Annotated in this window: 13 protein-coding genes and 4 tRNA genes; 1 reads left to right on the top strand and 16 read right to left on the bottom strand. The window is 59.4% G+C overall.

Annotated features, from left to right (window positions below):
* Positions 1-56: 56 nt before the first annotated feature.
* The 7 genes from NBH09_RS09145 to NBH09_RS09115 all read right to left on the bottom strand — a co-directional run bounded on the left by NBH09_RS09145 (position 57) and on the right by NBH09_RS09115 (position 5,811).
* Positions 57-1,034, bottom strand: coding sequence for a pseudouridine synthase (locus NBH09_RS09145; RefSeq protein ID WP_171025247.1), 978 nt, complete (start codon positions 1,032-1,034; stop codon positions 57-59).
* Positions 1,021-1,749 carry an SMC-Scp complex subunit ScpB gene (gene scpB / locus NBH09_RS09140; RefSeq protein WP_250787761.1) on the bottom strand — a complete coding sequence of 243 codons (729 nt, stop codon included), beginning with the start codon at positions 1,747-1,749 and terminating at the stop codon, positions 1,021-1,023. The genes NBH09_RS09145 and scpB overlap by 14 nt, the downstream gene beginning before the upstream one ends.
* 11 nt (positions 1,750-1,760) lie before the next feature.
* Complete coding sequence (locus NBH09_RS09135) at positions 1,761-2,570, bottom strand: segregation and condensation protein A (RefSeq protein ID WP_250787760.1); 810 nt, start codon at positions 2,568-2,570, stop codon at positions 1,761-1,763.
* 84 nt (positions 2,571-2,654) lie between these two features.
* Positions 2,655-3,338: a site-2 protease family protein gene (locus NBH09_RS09130; protein WP_250787759.1), complete on the bottom strand. Its 684-nt coding sequence runs from the start codon at positions 3,336-3,338 to the stop codon at positions 2,655-2,657.
* Between the two features lie 8 nt (positions 3,339-3,346).
* Positions 3,347-3,643 (bottom strand): hypothetical protein, encoded by a 297-nt coding sequence (locus NBH09_RS09125; protein ID WP_250787758.1) that lies wholly within the window; start codon positions 3,641-3,643, stop codon positions 3,347-3,349.
* Positions 3,630-5,663, bottom strand: coding sequence for an ABC-F family ATP-binding cassette domain-containing protein (locus tag NBH09_RS09120; protein WP_250787757.1), 2,034 nt, complete (start codon positions 5,661-5,663; stop codon positions 3,630-3,632). Before NBH09_RS09120 ends, NBH09_RS09125 begins: the two co-directional genes overlap by 14 nt.
* Before the next feature lie 75 nt (positions 5,664-5,738).
* Positions 5,739-5,811: transfer RNA gene (locus NBH09_RS09115), tRNA-Ala, on the bottom strand.
* Positions 5,812-6,063: 252 nt separating this feature from the next.
* Between NBH09_RS09115 and NBH09_RS09110 the strand changes: the two genes are divergently transcribed.
* Positions 6,064-6,139 (top strand) — tRNA-Ile (locus tag NBH09_RS09110).
* 134 nt (positions 6,140-6,273) lie between these two features.
* On the opposite strand, the gene NBH09_RS09105 is transcribed toward NBH09_RS09110, so the two are convergent.
* The 9 genes from NBH09_RS09105 to NBH09_RS09065 all read right to left on the bottom strand — a co-directional run.
* Positions 6,274-6,346: transfer RNA gene (locus NBH09_RS09105), tRNA-Ala, on the bottom strand.
* Between the two features lie 196 nt (positions 6,347-6,542).
* A tRNA-Val gene (locus NBH09_RS09100) sits at positions 6,543-6,617 on the bottom strand.
* Positions 6,618-6,755: 138 nt separating this feature from the next.
* Positions 6,756-7,427 carry a DUF3825 domain-containing protein gene (locus NBH09_RS09095; RefSeq protein WP_350446093.1) on the bottom strand — a complete coding sequence of 224 codons (672 nt, stop codon included), beginning with the start codon at positions 7,425-7,427 and terminating at the stop codon, positions 6,756-6,758.
* Positions 7,428-7,913: 486 nt separating this feature from the next.
* A complete protein-coding gene (locus tag NBH09_RS09090; RefSeq protein ID WP_227790876.1) occupies positions 7,914-8,213 on the bottom strand; it encodes a nucleotidyltransferase family protein in 300 nt (99 codons plus the stop codon).
* A gap of 1,160 nt (positions 8,214-9,373) precedes the next feature.
* Positions 9,374-10,090 carry a YfbU family protein gene (locus NBH09_RS09085; RefSeq protein WP_227790875.1) on the bottom strand — a complete coding sequence of 239 codons (717 nt, stop codon included), beginning with the start codon at positions 10,088-10,090 and terminating at the stop codon, positions 9,374-9,376.
* Between the two features lie 678 nt (positions 10,091-10,768).
* Positions 10,769-11,875 carry a hypothetical protein gene (locus tag NBH09_RS09080; protein WP_250787755.1) on the bottom strand — a complete coding sequence of 369 codons (1,107 nt, stop codon included), beginning with the start codon at positions 11,873-11,875 and terminating at the stop codon, positions 10,769-10,771.
* A gap of 316 nt (positions 11,876-12,191) precedes the next feature.
* Positions 12,192-13,400, bottom strand: coding sequence for an AAA family ATPase (locus tag NBH09_RS09075; RefSeq protein ID WP_250787754.1), 1,209 nt, complete (start codon positions 13,398-13,400; stop codon positions 12,192-12,194).
* 11 nt (positions 13,401-13,411) lie between these two features.
* Entirely contained in the window at positions 13,412-14,257 is an 846-nt protein-coding gene (locus NBH09_RS09070; RefSeq protein WP_227790872.1) for a hypothetical protein, read from the bottom strand.
* 290 nt (positions 14,258-14,547) lie between these two features.
* Positions 14,548-15,403: hypothetical protein (locus NBH09_RS09065; protein WP_250787753.1), on the bottom strand; the 856-nt coding region annotated here is incomplete at its 5' end.

The raw sequence follows: 15,403 nt of genomic DNA, 5'->3' as shown, positions 1-15,403 counted from the left end.
CTTTCGGTGGTTGACGTGCTGGTATGGGACGCGGGCGCTGCGGCTTGGCGGTCTGCCTAGCCGGTGTAGCGCTCGCGGTAGGTGTTGCGCTTGGGCGCGGAGCCGTGGCTGCCGTGGTGACGCGTGCGTGCCGCGGGCGTGCCCTGGGGCTTGCCGCTGTCGCGCTTGGAGCTGGCCTGCTTAGGCGGGATGCCGCCGGCCTTGAGGATTTGCACCTCGCGGTCGGTGAGCTCGCGCCACGAGCCCTTGGCCACATCCTTGAGCTCCAGGCCGGCAAAGTTGCTGCGATGCAGGCGGATCACCGGGTGGTGGATCTTGCCCAGCATGCGCTTGACCTGGTTCTTACGACCCTCGCGGATGATGACCTCCACGGCGGTGGTGCCGGGCTTGACGCCCTGCGGAGCCACGGCCTCGGCTTCGCGAGCGGTGATGACGCGGCAGATTGCCGGCTGGCATAGGCCGTCGTCGAGCTCGATGCCACGACGCAGCGGCGTGAGGTCGCGGTCGGACAGTTCGCCGTCCACGAGTGCCTGGTAGGTCTTGTAGACGTGTTTGCTCGGGTGCAGCAGGTCCTGCGACAGGTCGCCGTCGGTGGTAAAGAGCAAAAGGCCCGTGGTGTCGCGGTCCAGGCGGCCCACCGGGAACAGGCCCGGAAATCGGTCGCGGGGAACCAGGTCCGCCACACAGGGACGCTCCTGCGGGTCGCTCATGGTGGTGAGATAGCCGGTCGGCTTGTAGAGCATCAGGTACACGGCGCCCTGGTCGAGCTTAACGGGCATGCCGTCGACCTCGATATGATCGCGGTCGACATCGACCTTGGTGCCCAACTCGGTCGCGACCTCGCCGTTAACCGTCACTCGGCCGGCGGTCATCAGGTCCTCCGACCCGCGGCGGCTCGCCACGCCTGCGCGCGCCAAAAAGCGCTGCAGGCGCATGGTGTGCGGATAGACGGGCTGGGCGTCGGACTTGTGCACATCCGCGTTGGGCGCCGCAGCGCCGGTGCGCATCTCCCCTGTCTCGTTAGTCTTCGTCATGCGTATCCTCCGCAGTGTCGTCGGTGGACAGCGTTTCCTCGCCGCCGACTGCCTCGACATCATCAATATCGGTATCGAGCAGCTCACGTTCTTCGTCCAGATCCTCAGCCTGCTCCTCGAGCGTGGACTGAATGCTGCGGCCGCTCAGGCGCTCGCGGATAAATTGACGTGACTGCTCGTCGGGGGCAAACTGCTCCAGATCGGGAAGGTCGCGGGTGGAGCGCAGACCGAACTTCTCCAAAAAGGCGTTGGTCGTGCCGTAAATGATGGCCTGACCGCGCTGGGGGTCGCGCCCGAGCTCGCGCACCAGGCCCTTGTCAACGAGCGACGCAATGACACCGTCGGAGTTGACGCCGCGGATGCCCTTGACCACCTCGCGCGTCACGGGCTGGTGATAGGCGATCACGGCCAGGGTCTCGAGTGCCGCCTGCGACAGTTTTTGCGTGTCCCAGCTCAACACATAGGCCTCGACCACGTCGTGATATGCGGGATGCGTAAACAGGCGCCAGCCGCCGGCGACCTCGCGCAGCTGAAAGCCGCGGTTGGCCTCCTCGTACTCAACTTTGAGCTCGGCGAGCAGCGATGCGCATTCGCCGGGGGCGATATCCAGCGCACCAGCCAGCGCGGGCGCGCTCACCGGATCGCTCGACACCAGCAGGAGCGCCTCCAAGGCGCCTTTGAGGCTATTTGTCTCCAGCGGGGAAAGGGTTGACATGGTTGCCGCTCCTATTCGGTGAGCTCGGGGCCCTCGCCGGGTACGTAGGCCTCGGCGCCCTCGACGCGGTTGATGCGGATGGTTCCAAAGATTTCGTCCTGGCTCAGGGTGAGCGAGCCACGCTTGGTGAGCTCCAGCATGGCCAGGAAAGTGACGACGAGCTGCTCGGTGGTGGCGTCTCCGTCCAACAGCTCGCGGAAGGTGCAGGTTTGGTGCGCCGTGGTAAAGCGGTCGACCGAGGCCACCGTCAGGTCGAGCGGCACGCGATGCGGTGCCACGTGCTCGGCCTCCAACAGGAAGGTCTGGCGCTTGCCGTCCAGGTCGGCACAGATGACGGCCAGGCCGCGCAGGGTGATGCCGGCCAGGTAGTCGGGCATGAGGCCCAAAAACTCCGGGTCGGGGCCGGCCACACGCGGATGCATGCGGCTCTCGGCCTGCATGCGCGCGCCAAGGGCTGCCGCCGCGCTCTTAAACTGCTTGTAGGCGATCAGGCGCTGGATCAGGACCTCGCGCAGGGCATCGCCGTCGAGCGCGCTGAGTTCCTCGAGGTCATCGTCGAGCTCGTCATCATCATCGGCTTTGCGCGGGGCCTCCTGAGGCACCAGCGAGGCGGCCTTGATGTCCAAAAGCGTAGCCGCGACCAGCAAAAAGTCGCTTGCCACATCCAGGTCCAGCGCCTCGATGCGCTCGGCTTCGGCCAGGTATTGCTCGGCCACCTCGCTAATGGAGATGGCGCCGATATCTACTTTTTGACGGGTTACCAGCTGCAGCAGCAGGTCGAACGGTCCGCTGTAGACCTGCGTCGACACGCGATACGACATCTTCGACCTCCTTTGACGGCGCCTTCGCGGCGCGGTTTGGGTGCATGTTGCGACCGTTTTGCGCGGTCGACCTGTAAGTTTACCTTAGATGCCGGCGATTGCGAAGTTGAGCAGCCACTCAGCCAGCGGATACACGGTAACGTCGAAATAGCGGCCGATCACATCGATACCGGTCCACATGGGCAGCAGATACAGCACGATGATGAGTATGGGCATGGCGTATTGCTGCAGGTGGTAGTAGTTGGTGAGCGCTTTACCTTTGAGGAACGGCACGATGATAGACGAGCCGTCAAGCGGCGGAATCGGAATGAGGTTAAAAAACGCGAGCGACAGGTTAACCACGATAAAGGCAGCGCCGAAGTTCATGATTTGCGACGCCACGCCAAAAGACATGCTGGCGTAGAGGTTGCCATAGACCAGGTGCATGAGGGCTGCGGCCAGGCACGCGAGTGCGATATTCGATGCGGGGCCTGCCGCGCTCACCAGGACCTCGTCGCGCTTGGGGTGCTTGAGGTTGTTGAGATAGACGGGCACGGGCTTGGCGAAGGCAAATACCGGGCCGCCGGCCGCGAGCATAAGCAGCGGCAGGAGGACGGTGCCAAACGGGTCGATGTGGTTGAGCGGGTTGAGCGAGACGCGGCCACGGGAGCGTGCCGTCTTGTCGCCGAGCGCCCAGGCCGCGGCGGCGTGCGCGCTTTCGTGGATCACGATGCCAACGATGACAGCGACGGCGCTGGCAAGCAGATTCATGAGGTAGCTGCTGGACATAGCACCTCCTAGCGGACGCGGCGCGATGCGCGCGTGAGCAGGTGGTCGACCACAAACAGGATGACGGCCACGATGGCGTAATCTAAGCGGAACACGCCGCCAAAGGGCGAGGTGATGACGCCGTAGCCGGCGATGGCACTCGGCAGCGCGCGCGAAAGCTCAACGACAAAGCCGACGATCTGCAGCTTGGCGGTCAGGCCGCTAAAGCACAACAGCACGGTCATCGCGCTCATAAAGATGCCGCAGATGCGGCACGCAATGGCGATGATGCTCATCGCCACGGCAGCGGCCTTACGAGAGTTCACGCGCGGTCTCCTCTTCAATCTGTGTGGAAAGCTCGAGCCATTCGTCCTCGAGCTTGGGCAGCTCTTGCTTAAGGCCGTTATATTCCCCCAGCGCGGCGTTGAACTTATCCTGATCGGCATAAAGCTCTTCACTTGCCATCAATTCCATAAGCTCGTCATAGCGGGCGCGCTTTTTGTCGAGCTCCGCCTCGATCTTCTTAAGCTGGTTGCGCACGCCCTTGAGCTTTTTGTTGAGCGCAGCGCGGGCCTGGGCCTCGGCGCGCTTTTGCTCCTTGGTCTTTTTGCCCTCGGCAGGTTTAGGCGCCGCGGCGGGGGTGTCGGCCTGGGCGGCGCTGGCTTTGGTGGACTTGGCCGCGGCAGGCGCGCTCTCCCCTGCGGCCTCGGCGGCGGCGCGGGCTGCGAGATCCTCGCGCTTGTAGAGGTAGTAGTCGTAGTCGCCGTCGTAGACCGTGACCTTGCCATCGCGTATGTCGATCACGCGGTTGGCAACGGCGCGTACCAGGTGCTCGTCGTGGCTGATCAGCACGATGGTACCAGGGAAGTTTTGCAGGGCATTCTCGAGCATGTCCACCGAGTCGATGTCCAGGTGGTTGGTGGGCTCGTCCAGGCACAGGAGCGCCTCGGGGGCCACGAGCATCTTTGCCAGGGCCAGACGCGCCTTTTCGCCACCGGAGAGGACGCGGACCTGTTTTTCGATTGCATCGTTGTCGCTAAACAGGAAGGCGCCCAGCAGGCTGCGCTGCTGCGGCACGGTCCACTTGGGCGTGACGGTGTCGATCTCTTGCAGGACGGTGTTGGACTCGGTCATGCCCTCGAGCGCATGCTGGGCATAGTAGGCGACGCCGACGTTGGTTCCCAGGTCGCGGGTGCCGGTGGTGGGCGGCTCCAGACCGGCGAGGATCTTCATGAGGGTGGACTTGCCAGCGCCGTTGGGGCCGACGAGTGCCACGTGCTCACCGCGGTAGAGCTTAAGGTCGATGTCGCTGTAGATGTGCTTATCGCCGTAGGACTTGGAGACGCCCTCTAGGCCCACGACCATGTCGCCGGAGCGTGGCGGATCGGGGAACTTAAAGTCGATGTGCTTGTGGCCCTCGGGCAGGATGACGAGCTCCTTTTTAATCTGCTCGATCTTGCGGATGCGCTCCTGCGCCTGGGCTGCCTTGGTGGGCTTGTAGCGAAACTTGTCGACGAAGACCTGCATGTGGGCGATGTCGCGCTCCTGGGCAGCGCGCTTGGCGCGCATCTGCTCCAGGTTGTCCTCGCGCTGCTTAAGGTAGCTGCTGTAGTTGCCGGTGTAGGTGGTCACGCGGCGGTTCTCGAGGGCGGCCACGTGGTCGACGCAGGCGTCCATGAAGGCGCGGTCATGGCTGACGATGAGGACGGCGCCATCGTAGTTGGCGATAAAGCCGCGCAGCCATTGGACACTCTCGAGGTCCAGGTGGTTGGTGGGCTCGTCCAGCAGCAGCAGGTCGGGGTGGCGCAGGAAGAGCTTTGCCAGCGCGATGCGCATCTGCCAGCCGCCGGAGAACTCGGAGCACAGGTGCTCAAAGTCGGTGACCTTAAAACCCAGGCCGGACAAGATCTTGCGGGCGTTGCTCTCGAGTTCGTAGCCGCCCAGATGCTCAAAGCGGTCCTGGACCTGGCCATACTCGTTGAGGAGGGCGTCGACGTCTTTGCCCTGCTCGGAGAGCTCGGTGATCTGGGCCTGCAGCTCGTTAGCGCGCACGCCCATGCGGCGGATTTCCTTGGCGGCGGCCATGACCTCGGCAAGGATGGTGGTGTCCTTTTGCTCCAGGTTAGTTTCCTGCTCTAGATAGCCTACCTGGCAGTCCTTGGCGTACTGGACCTGGCCAGCGTCTGGGCTGTCGATGCCCATGATGATCTTGAGCATGGTGGTTTTGCCGGCGCCGTTGGGGCCCACGAGCGCAAAACGCTCGCCGGGGTTGATCTGGAATGACGCGCCGCTAAAGAGGACGCGCGCGCCGAAGCTTTTTTCGATCTTGTCGACCAGGAGGATCATGGTGCCGCCTTTGACCTTGTGTGCCTATATGAAAAAAGGCCCCAACTTGCGTTGGAGCCTCATTCAATGCTCGGGTGGAGACGAGGGGGATCGAACCCCTGACCTCTTGACTGCCAGTCAAGCGCTCTCCCAGCTGAGCTACGCCCCCGTGCGAACAAGTACTATACGGGAACACCGGCGGCGATGCAAGGACAATTTTGGAAAAACTTTCCGCGGCTGCGCCCGGCGGCCGGCCCGGGGCGCTGGAAGCAGGCAAGAGGGCCAAAGGCGGCACCATGATCCTCCTGGCGGACAAGATCGTGCGTTGAACGACCAACGCGCGCATGGTAGTATCTTTCATCGTGGTGCGAAACTAATTCAAATGGATAGCCACCATTACTATCGTTGCCACTAACTTCAAGGGCTCTTGGCGCAACGGTTAGCGCAGGGGACTCATAATCCCTGGGTTCTGGGTTCGAATCCCGGAGGGCCCACCAGAATTTACAGAAGGCCAGACACTAAGTCTGGCCTTCTTCTTTTTATATAGCTTAAATATCGGTCGATAGGAGACCTTGTGTGCCAATATGAAAAAAGGCCCCAACTAGCGTTGGAGCCTCATTCAATACTCGGGTGGAGACGAGGGGGATCGAACCCCTGACCTCTTGACTGCCAGTCAAGCGCTCTCCCAGCTGAGCTACGCCCCCGTGCGAACAAGTACTATACGGGAACACCGGCGGCGATGCAAGGACAATTTTGGAAAACTTTCCGCGGCGCCGCCCGGCGCCCGTCCAACGGCGTCTCGGACAACATGGATTCGATCATGGTGTCGGTTTTTAGTGTCACACTTGGTGTCAAAAAGAAAAAGGTCAGAGGCTTAATACCTCTGACCTTTGCTTTTGATGGTGGGCGATACAAGATTCGAACTTGTGACCCCATCCGTGTGAAGGATATGCTCTACCCCTGAGCCAATCGCCCGTCGCCTTTTGGCAAAAGAGATACTATCATAGCCGCGCGTGGTTTACCAAGAACTTTTTGCCCTCGATTTTAAATTCGTGGGCTTTGGCTGCTCTGGCGCAGTCCAAATAAACAGCAAACCCGCAGCTCAACGAGCCTTTACCGCTTGATCCACGAGGTCTCGGGGCGGCAGATGAGTCGTGCGTTGTTGTAGGCCATATCGAGCGTGAGACAGGTGCGCGCAGCGTAGAAGCCGTCCTCGCGCTGGATGGTCAGCGCCAGCTCGGGCTTGTCGCCGGTCAGGCACAGCGGCAGCAGCAGCTGGATTCGGCCTCCATAGAACTGCGGCACGGCGAGCGTGTAGTTGGCGGCGGCGCGACGGGCGGCCTCGACGACGGCGCCCTCAAAGGCACGGCGCAGCAGCAGCGAGTTGCCCTCCCCCATCAGGCTGGCGGGGATGCGCGTGAGGTTTTCCTCGTCGCCCAGAATGTGGTCGATGTTGGAGCGGATCGGCAAGCGGTAGTCAAAGACCAGCTCGGAGGGGTCCTCGGCAAAGCGCACGCGGCACGGCAGGTACTCAAACGAGACCAGCATGGGGTCGCTCTCCTTAAAGAAGCCCTTCAAAAACCAATGCTGGCGCGCGTCGGGCTTGGAATTGGGCTCAAACAAGCCGTAGATGGTCTCGTAGCGGCGCGTGTACAGGCCGGTGTTGAACAGGCAACGGTCGTCGTCGAACACCAGCGGCAGGTTGGACGGCGCGGTCTGGTCTACGTCGCGCTCGGTCAGAAACACCGCGCGGCTAAACGAGAACGACAGGTAGTTTTTGAGGATACGGTTGTTGGGACCCCAGTCCTAGGGATCGGCGAGGTCTACCAGGCGGTCGTAACAGGGCTCGGGGCAAAACGCAAAGTCGTAGATATTACTGCACAGGGTGCTGGGGATCTCCATGTGGTGTCCAATCCAATTGATAACCTTCGTGCGGATGCTTTGATTCTATACGTATGACACGTCGCCGATACGCGCAACGCGATTGCATCGAGGTTTTTTGGCGAGTCAGGCCATCGCCGGCGCGATGAGGCCGGCCGCGCCGGCAAAGCACCCGCCCAGCAAAACGCATAGGCAGACCAAAGCAGTAAACAGGATGTAGTGTCGGCTGGTGTGGAACGCGGCAGCAAGCATGACCGCTCCGACCTTCGCAAGAGCCAATGGAAACTGCGCCAATAAATTGCCTGGCAGCAGTAGTTATTGGTGTAGCGAGATCAAAATATGCGAGCTTCGCAATCAAAAAGAATGACCTCGATGAGTTCCTCATCCCATTTACGCCGCTTCATAGAGACGCACCTCATCCTTTTCAATGCTCTTGCGGAATGCAGGACGCATATGCTCGGGAGGGTTGGTGACAATCTCAACATCTCGCACAAGCTCTTCTTCGAGCTCAAGGGAGAGTTCGAATAGCGTGCCGAACGTCATTGTTTCACCGCAGACTAGACGCAAATCAATATCGCTATCTGGCGTTTGCTCGCCACGGGCGAAGGAGCCAGATAGGTATGCCTCGCGGACGTCGTAACGAGACAGCGCACGAGAAACAGCAGCGGATATGTCGACAAGAGTAATCAAGTCTTAATTTTACTTACCGATTGAATGGAAGGCAATCGCCATCCGCCCGTTCCGCAGGCCGGTGATTAGAGAGGGGCTGTATCCGGCAGCATGCGGCAAAATCTGAAGATGCCATACGTAAGGGAGATTGGCAAAGTCTCTAACCGCGGTTTTATTGACAAAAATCGGGTTGTGCTCAGGGATTGCTTATTTTTCCTCGCGCTTCCGAAATATAGGCATTTTGGCAGCGATCTGAGGTGCCTTTGAGCGCCATGCTGATGTCGCCGAGCCAAGAGCAATTGGTTAACGGACAAGCTGGGGCACGCGTTCTAGTATTTCAATAGCCAATGCCGAGGGGACACGTTAAGATGTTGTCAGTAAACCCGCCTGGCCTCTGCTTAGCATGCACACTGGCGGGTCTTTTTTAAGTCCTTGGAGCCGAGACGAAGTACGAGAAGCCATTCCTCACCTACGACGAACAGGCGGACCTGCTGATCTCGCGCGGCCTCATGGCAGACCGAGAAGAACCCGTCGGCAAACTCGAGCACGTGGGATAATAGCGGGCACGCTCGGAGTCAGCGCCAAGGTGGCCGAGTTCTGCCTCGTGGCGCTCAACACCGTGAGGAACTACTGCTGCGCCCACCATGGCCGCCTCTGGAACAAGACGCTTGGCACCAAACCCATGATCCCAAGGGATGACACCGCCTGGCACGAGCCCCACGAGGAATGGCGAGCCGTGGGCTTCGGAGAGGGGTTGATTTCCGATCTCAGCCGAACACATTGATCGGATAGGCCGTTTCCGCAGCCAGCCGAACGCCCCCGAGTCCCCTCCCGGGACTCGGGGGCGGCATTTTCCCAGTTGAAGGAACGGTGGAGATGTTTTTCGATGGGTCCGGTGGCCATGCCCCGCCCTCCGCCCGGCACCTCTTCCCAGACTCAGCCGGACGGTCGGCCCGCCTATTACATTTTCCCCTTCAGGCCAGGACAGCGGGGCATCGCCCCTCTACGCGTGCGCCCGCCCTATCAGCCCCGGCGTCAGGTCGAGCTCGCTGAGCGGCACGTCCTCCACGCCGTAGGCCCCCCGGCAGCTCCCGGCCGTCCCGTGGACACTCCAGCCCTTGATGTATTCGTTGATGTACTACAGAATTCGTCCGATGTCTTCAGACATCGGCTGCTCCCTCCTAGTAGCCAGAGTCGTAGCGCTGCGCAGCGATGACCTTCTCGATCTCGGCGAGGCCGAGGAAGCGGTCGCCGAGCATATGCTTGCGCCAGAGGGGCTTGAAGCAGTGAAGCATGCGGCGGTACATCTCGAGGCGGGGACCATGCGAGTTCCCGCCATCCGAGTACTTCCTCAGAGGCTCCGCGAGCTCCTCATAGCGCTTGTCCGCAAAGAGGTGCTTCACGTAGCCGGCGAGACGCCCCTCCTCCATGTCGTTGTAGTCGAAGCCTTGAGGCGAGATGTCGCGCTCGTCCACCTCGGCCTTCTCATCTTCAGGCAGGTCCTCGTATGAGGCCCTGAGGACGCGGAACATGTCGAGGATGTCGTACAGCTCCTCGCAGCGTGAGTTGGGAATCTCCGGTCGAAGCACGGCGAATGCCTCCGGGTACTCGCGCACGTAGCCCTTCTCGAATATCTGTGCATTGCGCTTGTGGTAAGCGGCATCCTCCTCGTCCTCCGAGAGGGCGGCAAGGATGAGCTCCTGGTCGCGGAGGATGAGGCGGTTGACCGGCGCTATGGTCAGCGGGGCCATCTCCTCGGGGTAATCAGTGCGGGGGCTACCCACCATTGATCCGAGGGCTTCGGTGACCACTCCTGAGATGGTGCCACCCGATTCGTGGGCCAATCCCTCGAGTTTGGCCTTGAGGTCATCACTGACTCGGATAGAGATGGTTGCCATTGTCTACCTCCTTAATGGTGTCCTACTGTCATGTATTATTGTATTACACTTACACGGTGACGTCAAATAGTCGGAGCCTGCCGGTTTGTGACCGGCCTGGAGAATGCTCGCAGCGGCAATCGTTGCGGGCATTTATCTTGCCCGCACGGGATGCGGGAGGTTCAGACGTGGAGTCCTCCAATCTCCCGGGACCGGCTGATCCGGCCCTCAGGGCATCGGATTCCCACATTCATCGGTACACTCACAGATGAATGTGGGAGGTGTTCGGATGAAGTTGATATTCAAGGGGCTTCGGAGACAGTTGGGAGAAGTGCCCTGTCTGCTTAAAGTGGCTAATCAACGAAAAGGCCGATGAATGCTTCAACGAAGAGATCCAGCAGAACGAAGGGCAGCAGGACTAGACAAAGGGGCGCGGCCAGCAGCGTGGTCATGCCCAATGGCAGCGCTTGTTGCGGCTGCTCGCGCGTTATGCCAGGATTTCGTGCACGCGCTTCTGCACCGTCGAGTAAAGGCTACGAACGAGCTGGGGCACGCTATGGCTGCCATATCTTGAGCAATTAAAACTGTCCGTTCAACAGTAGGGGTGCGCCGGCGTCAGCCGGTGTGCCCCTACTTTGGGAAACGTAAAACTCGCTTTTTGTCGGTTGCCTCTCCCCTCTTCCAGCCCAAACGGGTGCCTCAGCAGCGGCGTGCCGCACCTAAAAGCGCTGTCCCCAGCAGGAATAGCGCCAAGGAGACGGCGATCCAGTTGCTGTCGGCGGTCTTGGGGAGAGTGGCGGTGGCAGCGCTGGCGGTCTTGGCCTTGAATGGTGTGGACGCCGCGGTCTTGGTCACTGTCGTTTTGGTCGTCTTGGTTGTCGTGGCTGTCTTTGGCGTCGTGGTCGCGGGCTTAAGGACGGGATCCGTCGCGGGCCCGGCACCGGGCTGCTCATCGGTAGGACCGGCACCACCAGCCGGCTCGCCCGCGCCACCGGGCACCTCGCGCCCGTCGGTCTCCCCCGCCGGCGCCGTGGCGCCCAGGGGCTCGATCACCACATGCGGCGCCATGGCCCCGGAGGCATCCACCACGCCGCCGGCACCGAAGGCCCCGCCCACGGGCGTCACGAACCGCGCGGACACGAGCGACCCACCCGTGCAAGCAACGCCGCCATCGGCACCGGCCGCGTCGAGCCACGAGGCGTCGACCGAAAGCCCGCACCCGGCCGAGCCGTCGCCAGCGTCCTGCAGGTACAAACCATAAGCGTACACGCCGGCGGCGGGCGCGGCACCGAAGGCGACGACGCGCCCGCCGCCGCGCACGGCCATGTCGCCGGCGATCACGCCGGCCACGGCCTCGCCCGTGACGTTCGCCCCGTCCGCCCGGGCATCGACGGTGCAGCCGTCCACAACGAGCGCTCGCGAGACGTGGATCGCGCACTGCGAGCCCGATGCCGCCAGGGACCCGGTGCCGCTAAGCGTCAGGTCGCCCCACACCTCCATGCCGCACTGCGAGATGACCGCATCGGGCGCCTGCGACTCGACCACCGAGTTCTGCCCCACAAGCGTCACGACCAGGTCGCCGTCGGCGCCGATGGCGTCGCCCGCGTAGCCGTCGAGCTCCAGATGGCCGGCATCGGTCCAGGCCCAACCGGGGCCCGAAACGCCCGGCTCGCAGTACGTCGCGCCCGCGATGAACAGGCTCTCCGCGCCCGCGGCATAGGAAGGCCCGCCCAGCAAGACGCATAGGCAGGCCATGGCAGCGATCGCGATGTGATGACGGCTGGTGTGGGACTCGGCGGCAAACATACCCGCTCCGATCTTCGCAGGAGCCAATAGGATGTGCACCAGAAAATGCCCTGGTGGCAGCACTTATCAGTTTAGCGAGATCGATGCGGGGGCAAAGAGAAATCGCGTGGGCGAAGTCCACAATTAGGTGTAAATCGTTTTGTCAGTCGGTGAAAGGAAGAATCGACTTACAACCTCCGTTTCGATTCTTTAAAAGCAGGTAGCATCCTTCAAATTGACAGCATGATACTCCGAAGTGAATCTGAACTTGCGTCATGACATCTCAAGCAATCTGGATTTGGTAATGTAGATGCGATGCAATAAGAATGTATATTCGTTAAATTTGGGTGTGGATGATGGAGGACGGCGTCGTGATTGAACTGCTCTTTCGGGCCTTCTCCACGAATTCGCTGATCCAGGATCTTGTTGTGTTCTTGAGGATCCGGATGTTTTCGGTCGCTTCAATGTCGATTTCCACCTTTGCCTTGTCGGCGATGTCGTCCGGCAATGTCGGCAAACCCTTGAGATCAGTCTCCCTGTACTTCTTGGCAAACATGGAGACGTATCTTTCGACAAAGAGCTTTTTGTCGCTTATGCTTAGCTTGGAGAAGAGGCTCATCAAACTGAAGCGGGAGAGGAGTTCCGCCGGGAAAGTTTCATCGATCTTCCCGAGGGGGCAGTTTGTCGTGAACACGATGATAAACCCGCGGAGATCATGCTCCATCCCTTGGGAGTCCGTGAACGATCCTGTCTCGAGGAGATCGAGGAAGAAGTTCCAGACGGCGGGTTCAGCTTTCTCGAACTCGTCCACCAGGAGAATTCCGGCATCGGATGAGTCGATCTTCTTTCCCAGCTCGCCTTCTTCGCTTCCCATGTATCCTCTCGGGCTGCCGATCAGGGAGTTGAGAGAGTCCTTACTGCTGTAGTTCCCGAGATTGACCTTAGGGAGGGGCTGGCATGGCGCGATTGCCTCGCAGAGGATCTTGGCAACTTCTGTTTTCCCGACACCCGAAGGGCCAAGAAGGAGCAGCGAGAATACTGGCTGCTCGCCGAGCGCATTGAAGAGCCTGAAGCTGCGCGATCGGGATTCGAAGGAGCGTTTGAATTCGATCTGGCCTATGAGCTCGCTTTCGAGGGTGGTGAGGACTTGCATGAATTCGAGTTCGTCGAGGGATACGAGTGTTCTCTTTCCTCTTTTGTCCTTCTGGGTGCCCTCATCGACCTCGATGTCGCAGTCTATTATGTCGTCGAACATGGTTCTCAATTGGTATGCTCCTTCGTTCACGGTTTTATCGTCTCCGATGAAGAGGGTGCCAAAGGGTAGCTGGTGGACGAGGAGCTCGAATTTCGATGCCAGCTGGAGATCACCCGATAGTAAGCCCATGAATGATGAAACGTCCACGACGAGCTTTTTCTCGGAAAGGAGCTCGGAGATTTGGTCGCTTCCGTGTAGTTCGAGAAGTGACATCAACTTGAAGCCGTCTACTCCGAGCTGGTCGATCAGGGCTTTATACTGGGATTTGTTGTATGTGACGAGTTTGCGCATGGCATTGCCTATCAAGCCTCGAAGGACACTGCCTGAATGACAGCAAGGATGTCTATGTAATAGCCCTGTTCTGCCCGATTGCCGCCGACGGTCATGGCTGTGGGTGACGGGTTCTTTCCGCATATAACAATGTCGTTCTGCGGCGTGCGTTTTGGGTCGCCTGGCTGCTGGAAGTAATCAAAGGGGCTCTTCATCTGGGCCGGGGTGATTTTCCCTTTGCATATCCCGACGATGCCGACCTTTCCGATGAGCAGGTCGTCGATTGTGTACCCGCTTTCGAACATCTCTTCTCCGTCGAGGGGAATCTTCGCGTACAGCGGCGTTCTTCTTCTTGCGCGGTTTCCTCTGAGCTTGAAGGCTGCGCCGTCTCCTATGAAGGATTGCATCATGTGGCCGATGTCGAGGTCTCCGGCATCGGGGACGGTGATTCCGTCAAAGGTCCCGCTCATGATCGCCATGATGCCTCGAATCTCATCCTCATTGATGAGCTTCAGCGAGACATCGCCAATATATGCGAGGTCGCCTTCTGCAAGCGTTGTTCCGCTTTCGGGGGCTTTGCAGTGCTCCATTATGTCGGCGAGCATCCGGCTATTTGTGTTCACGTATTCGAGGGTGTCCACGATCTTCTCTTGTTTTTCGTGCCTGACGCTTCCTTCGAGTTTTGCCCTGAGTTTCGTCAGGAAGGGAGGGTTGAGCTCCGCTTCGGCGTTCAATGATGCTCTCTTTGTCGTCCCGTTCTGGTTTTCCTTGGAGCTTGTAGTCTTGAGCTTGTTGTCCAGGAGCATCCTCGTCTCGAACACCTTCTGCTGATTCATGTAGTAGACGGTGAAGAGGCCTGGTATTTTATTTTCTGGCATAGTTCCTCCGCTCCTTTCCTTTAGCGTGGGGCTGTCGTTGTTTTCGCCCCTCGTTATCCGCGTACCATCCGTTTCACACCATACGTATCATTGCCACTCCGAAAAAGCAATCGAACTCACCATGCAGCTGAGACGGATAGAAGACCATGGTCACAGCGAAGAAGGCGCGACCGGCTCATACTTCGATCTATGCAACAAATGAAATCAAGCCGGCACCGTGCAAGCGCAAACCAAGACCGCTGGCGCTAAAGCGCACGGCAAGCGGAGTATCGGTGCTACTTCTGTACGGGTTACCTAAATCGGTTCTCAAGCTCCTCCAAATTTCTCAAGAACCAGCGCCTTCTAATCGCTCCAGTTTTCGTTTCAATGTTCGTTTCTTCCAGTGCATTTTTTATCTGATGTATCCATTCAACTAAAGCCGCCGATGGCACTCCGTCCGGATTCCGAACGTTATGAAGATGCACAAAGAACTCACGAAGCGCCTCTTGATTCGACGCATCTTCTCTGCAAAATGTCTTGACAATGACCCTCGGACTAGCATTAACCAACACTTTGACATCGCGTTTCGCAGCATCGTTGAGACGACGAGCAAGCTCCCTGCCCGTCAGTCCCTGCGCTCCTTCAGATATCATCAACTGACTCGTCATTCTTTTATTCAACTCTGCCCAAGCATAACGCTTGAGATCTTCAGCGAGCGCCCGTCTCTCCCGCCTCTCGTCTGCACAAAATACTGGTCCAGAAAGGTACTCAGAAGCTTTTTCTGGATCAGCATCGATCACTTTCTTGCAATATTCGATAAAGTCATTTTGCGAAAAAGGACATTCCCATTCGAGATCAGATAACAGGTAATAAACCTCGAGCACGTCGTGCAAACAATCGACTGAATAATGTGCCCCGGAAACTAAAGCAAAATAACGCTTCGCGAGGACATCCACCTTCTCGTCATCAAGAGCGTACGCGTGCCTCATCTCAGCAGCGATCTCTCTAACATCGAGGGTATCGATGTTATTCGGATACCTTTTTGATCGCGTCGGAAATGTTGGTGTAAGCGCGCCGACGGCTGACCGCCAAACGCAAGCGGCCCCTGTCCTAGAATCTGGAATTGCTACATAACACAGGTTCTGGGAAAGGACAGGGACCGCTATG

The organism is Collinsella sp. BG-O-102 (assembly GCF_023656745.1).
In the GTDB taxonomy this organism is placed as follows: domain Bacteria; phylum Actinomycetota; class Coriobacteriia; order Coriobacteriales; family Coriobacteriaceae; genus Collinsella.
The sequence above is the reverse complement of the archived record's forward strand: the minus strand, read 5'-3'. Positions and strand labels throughout refer to the sequence as shown.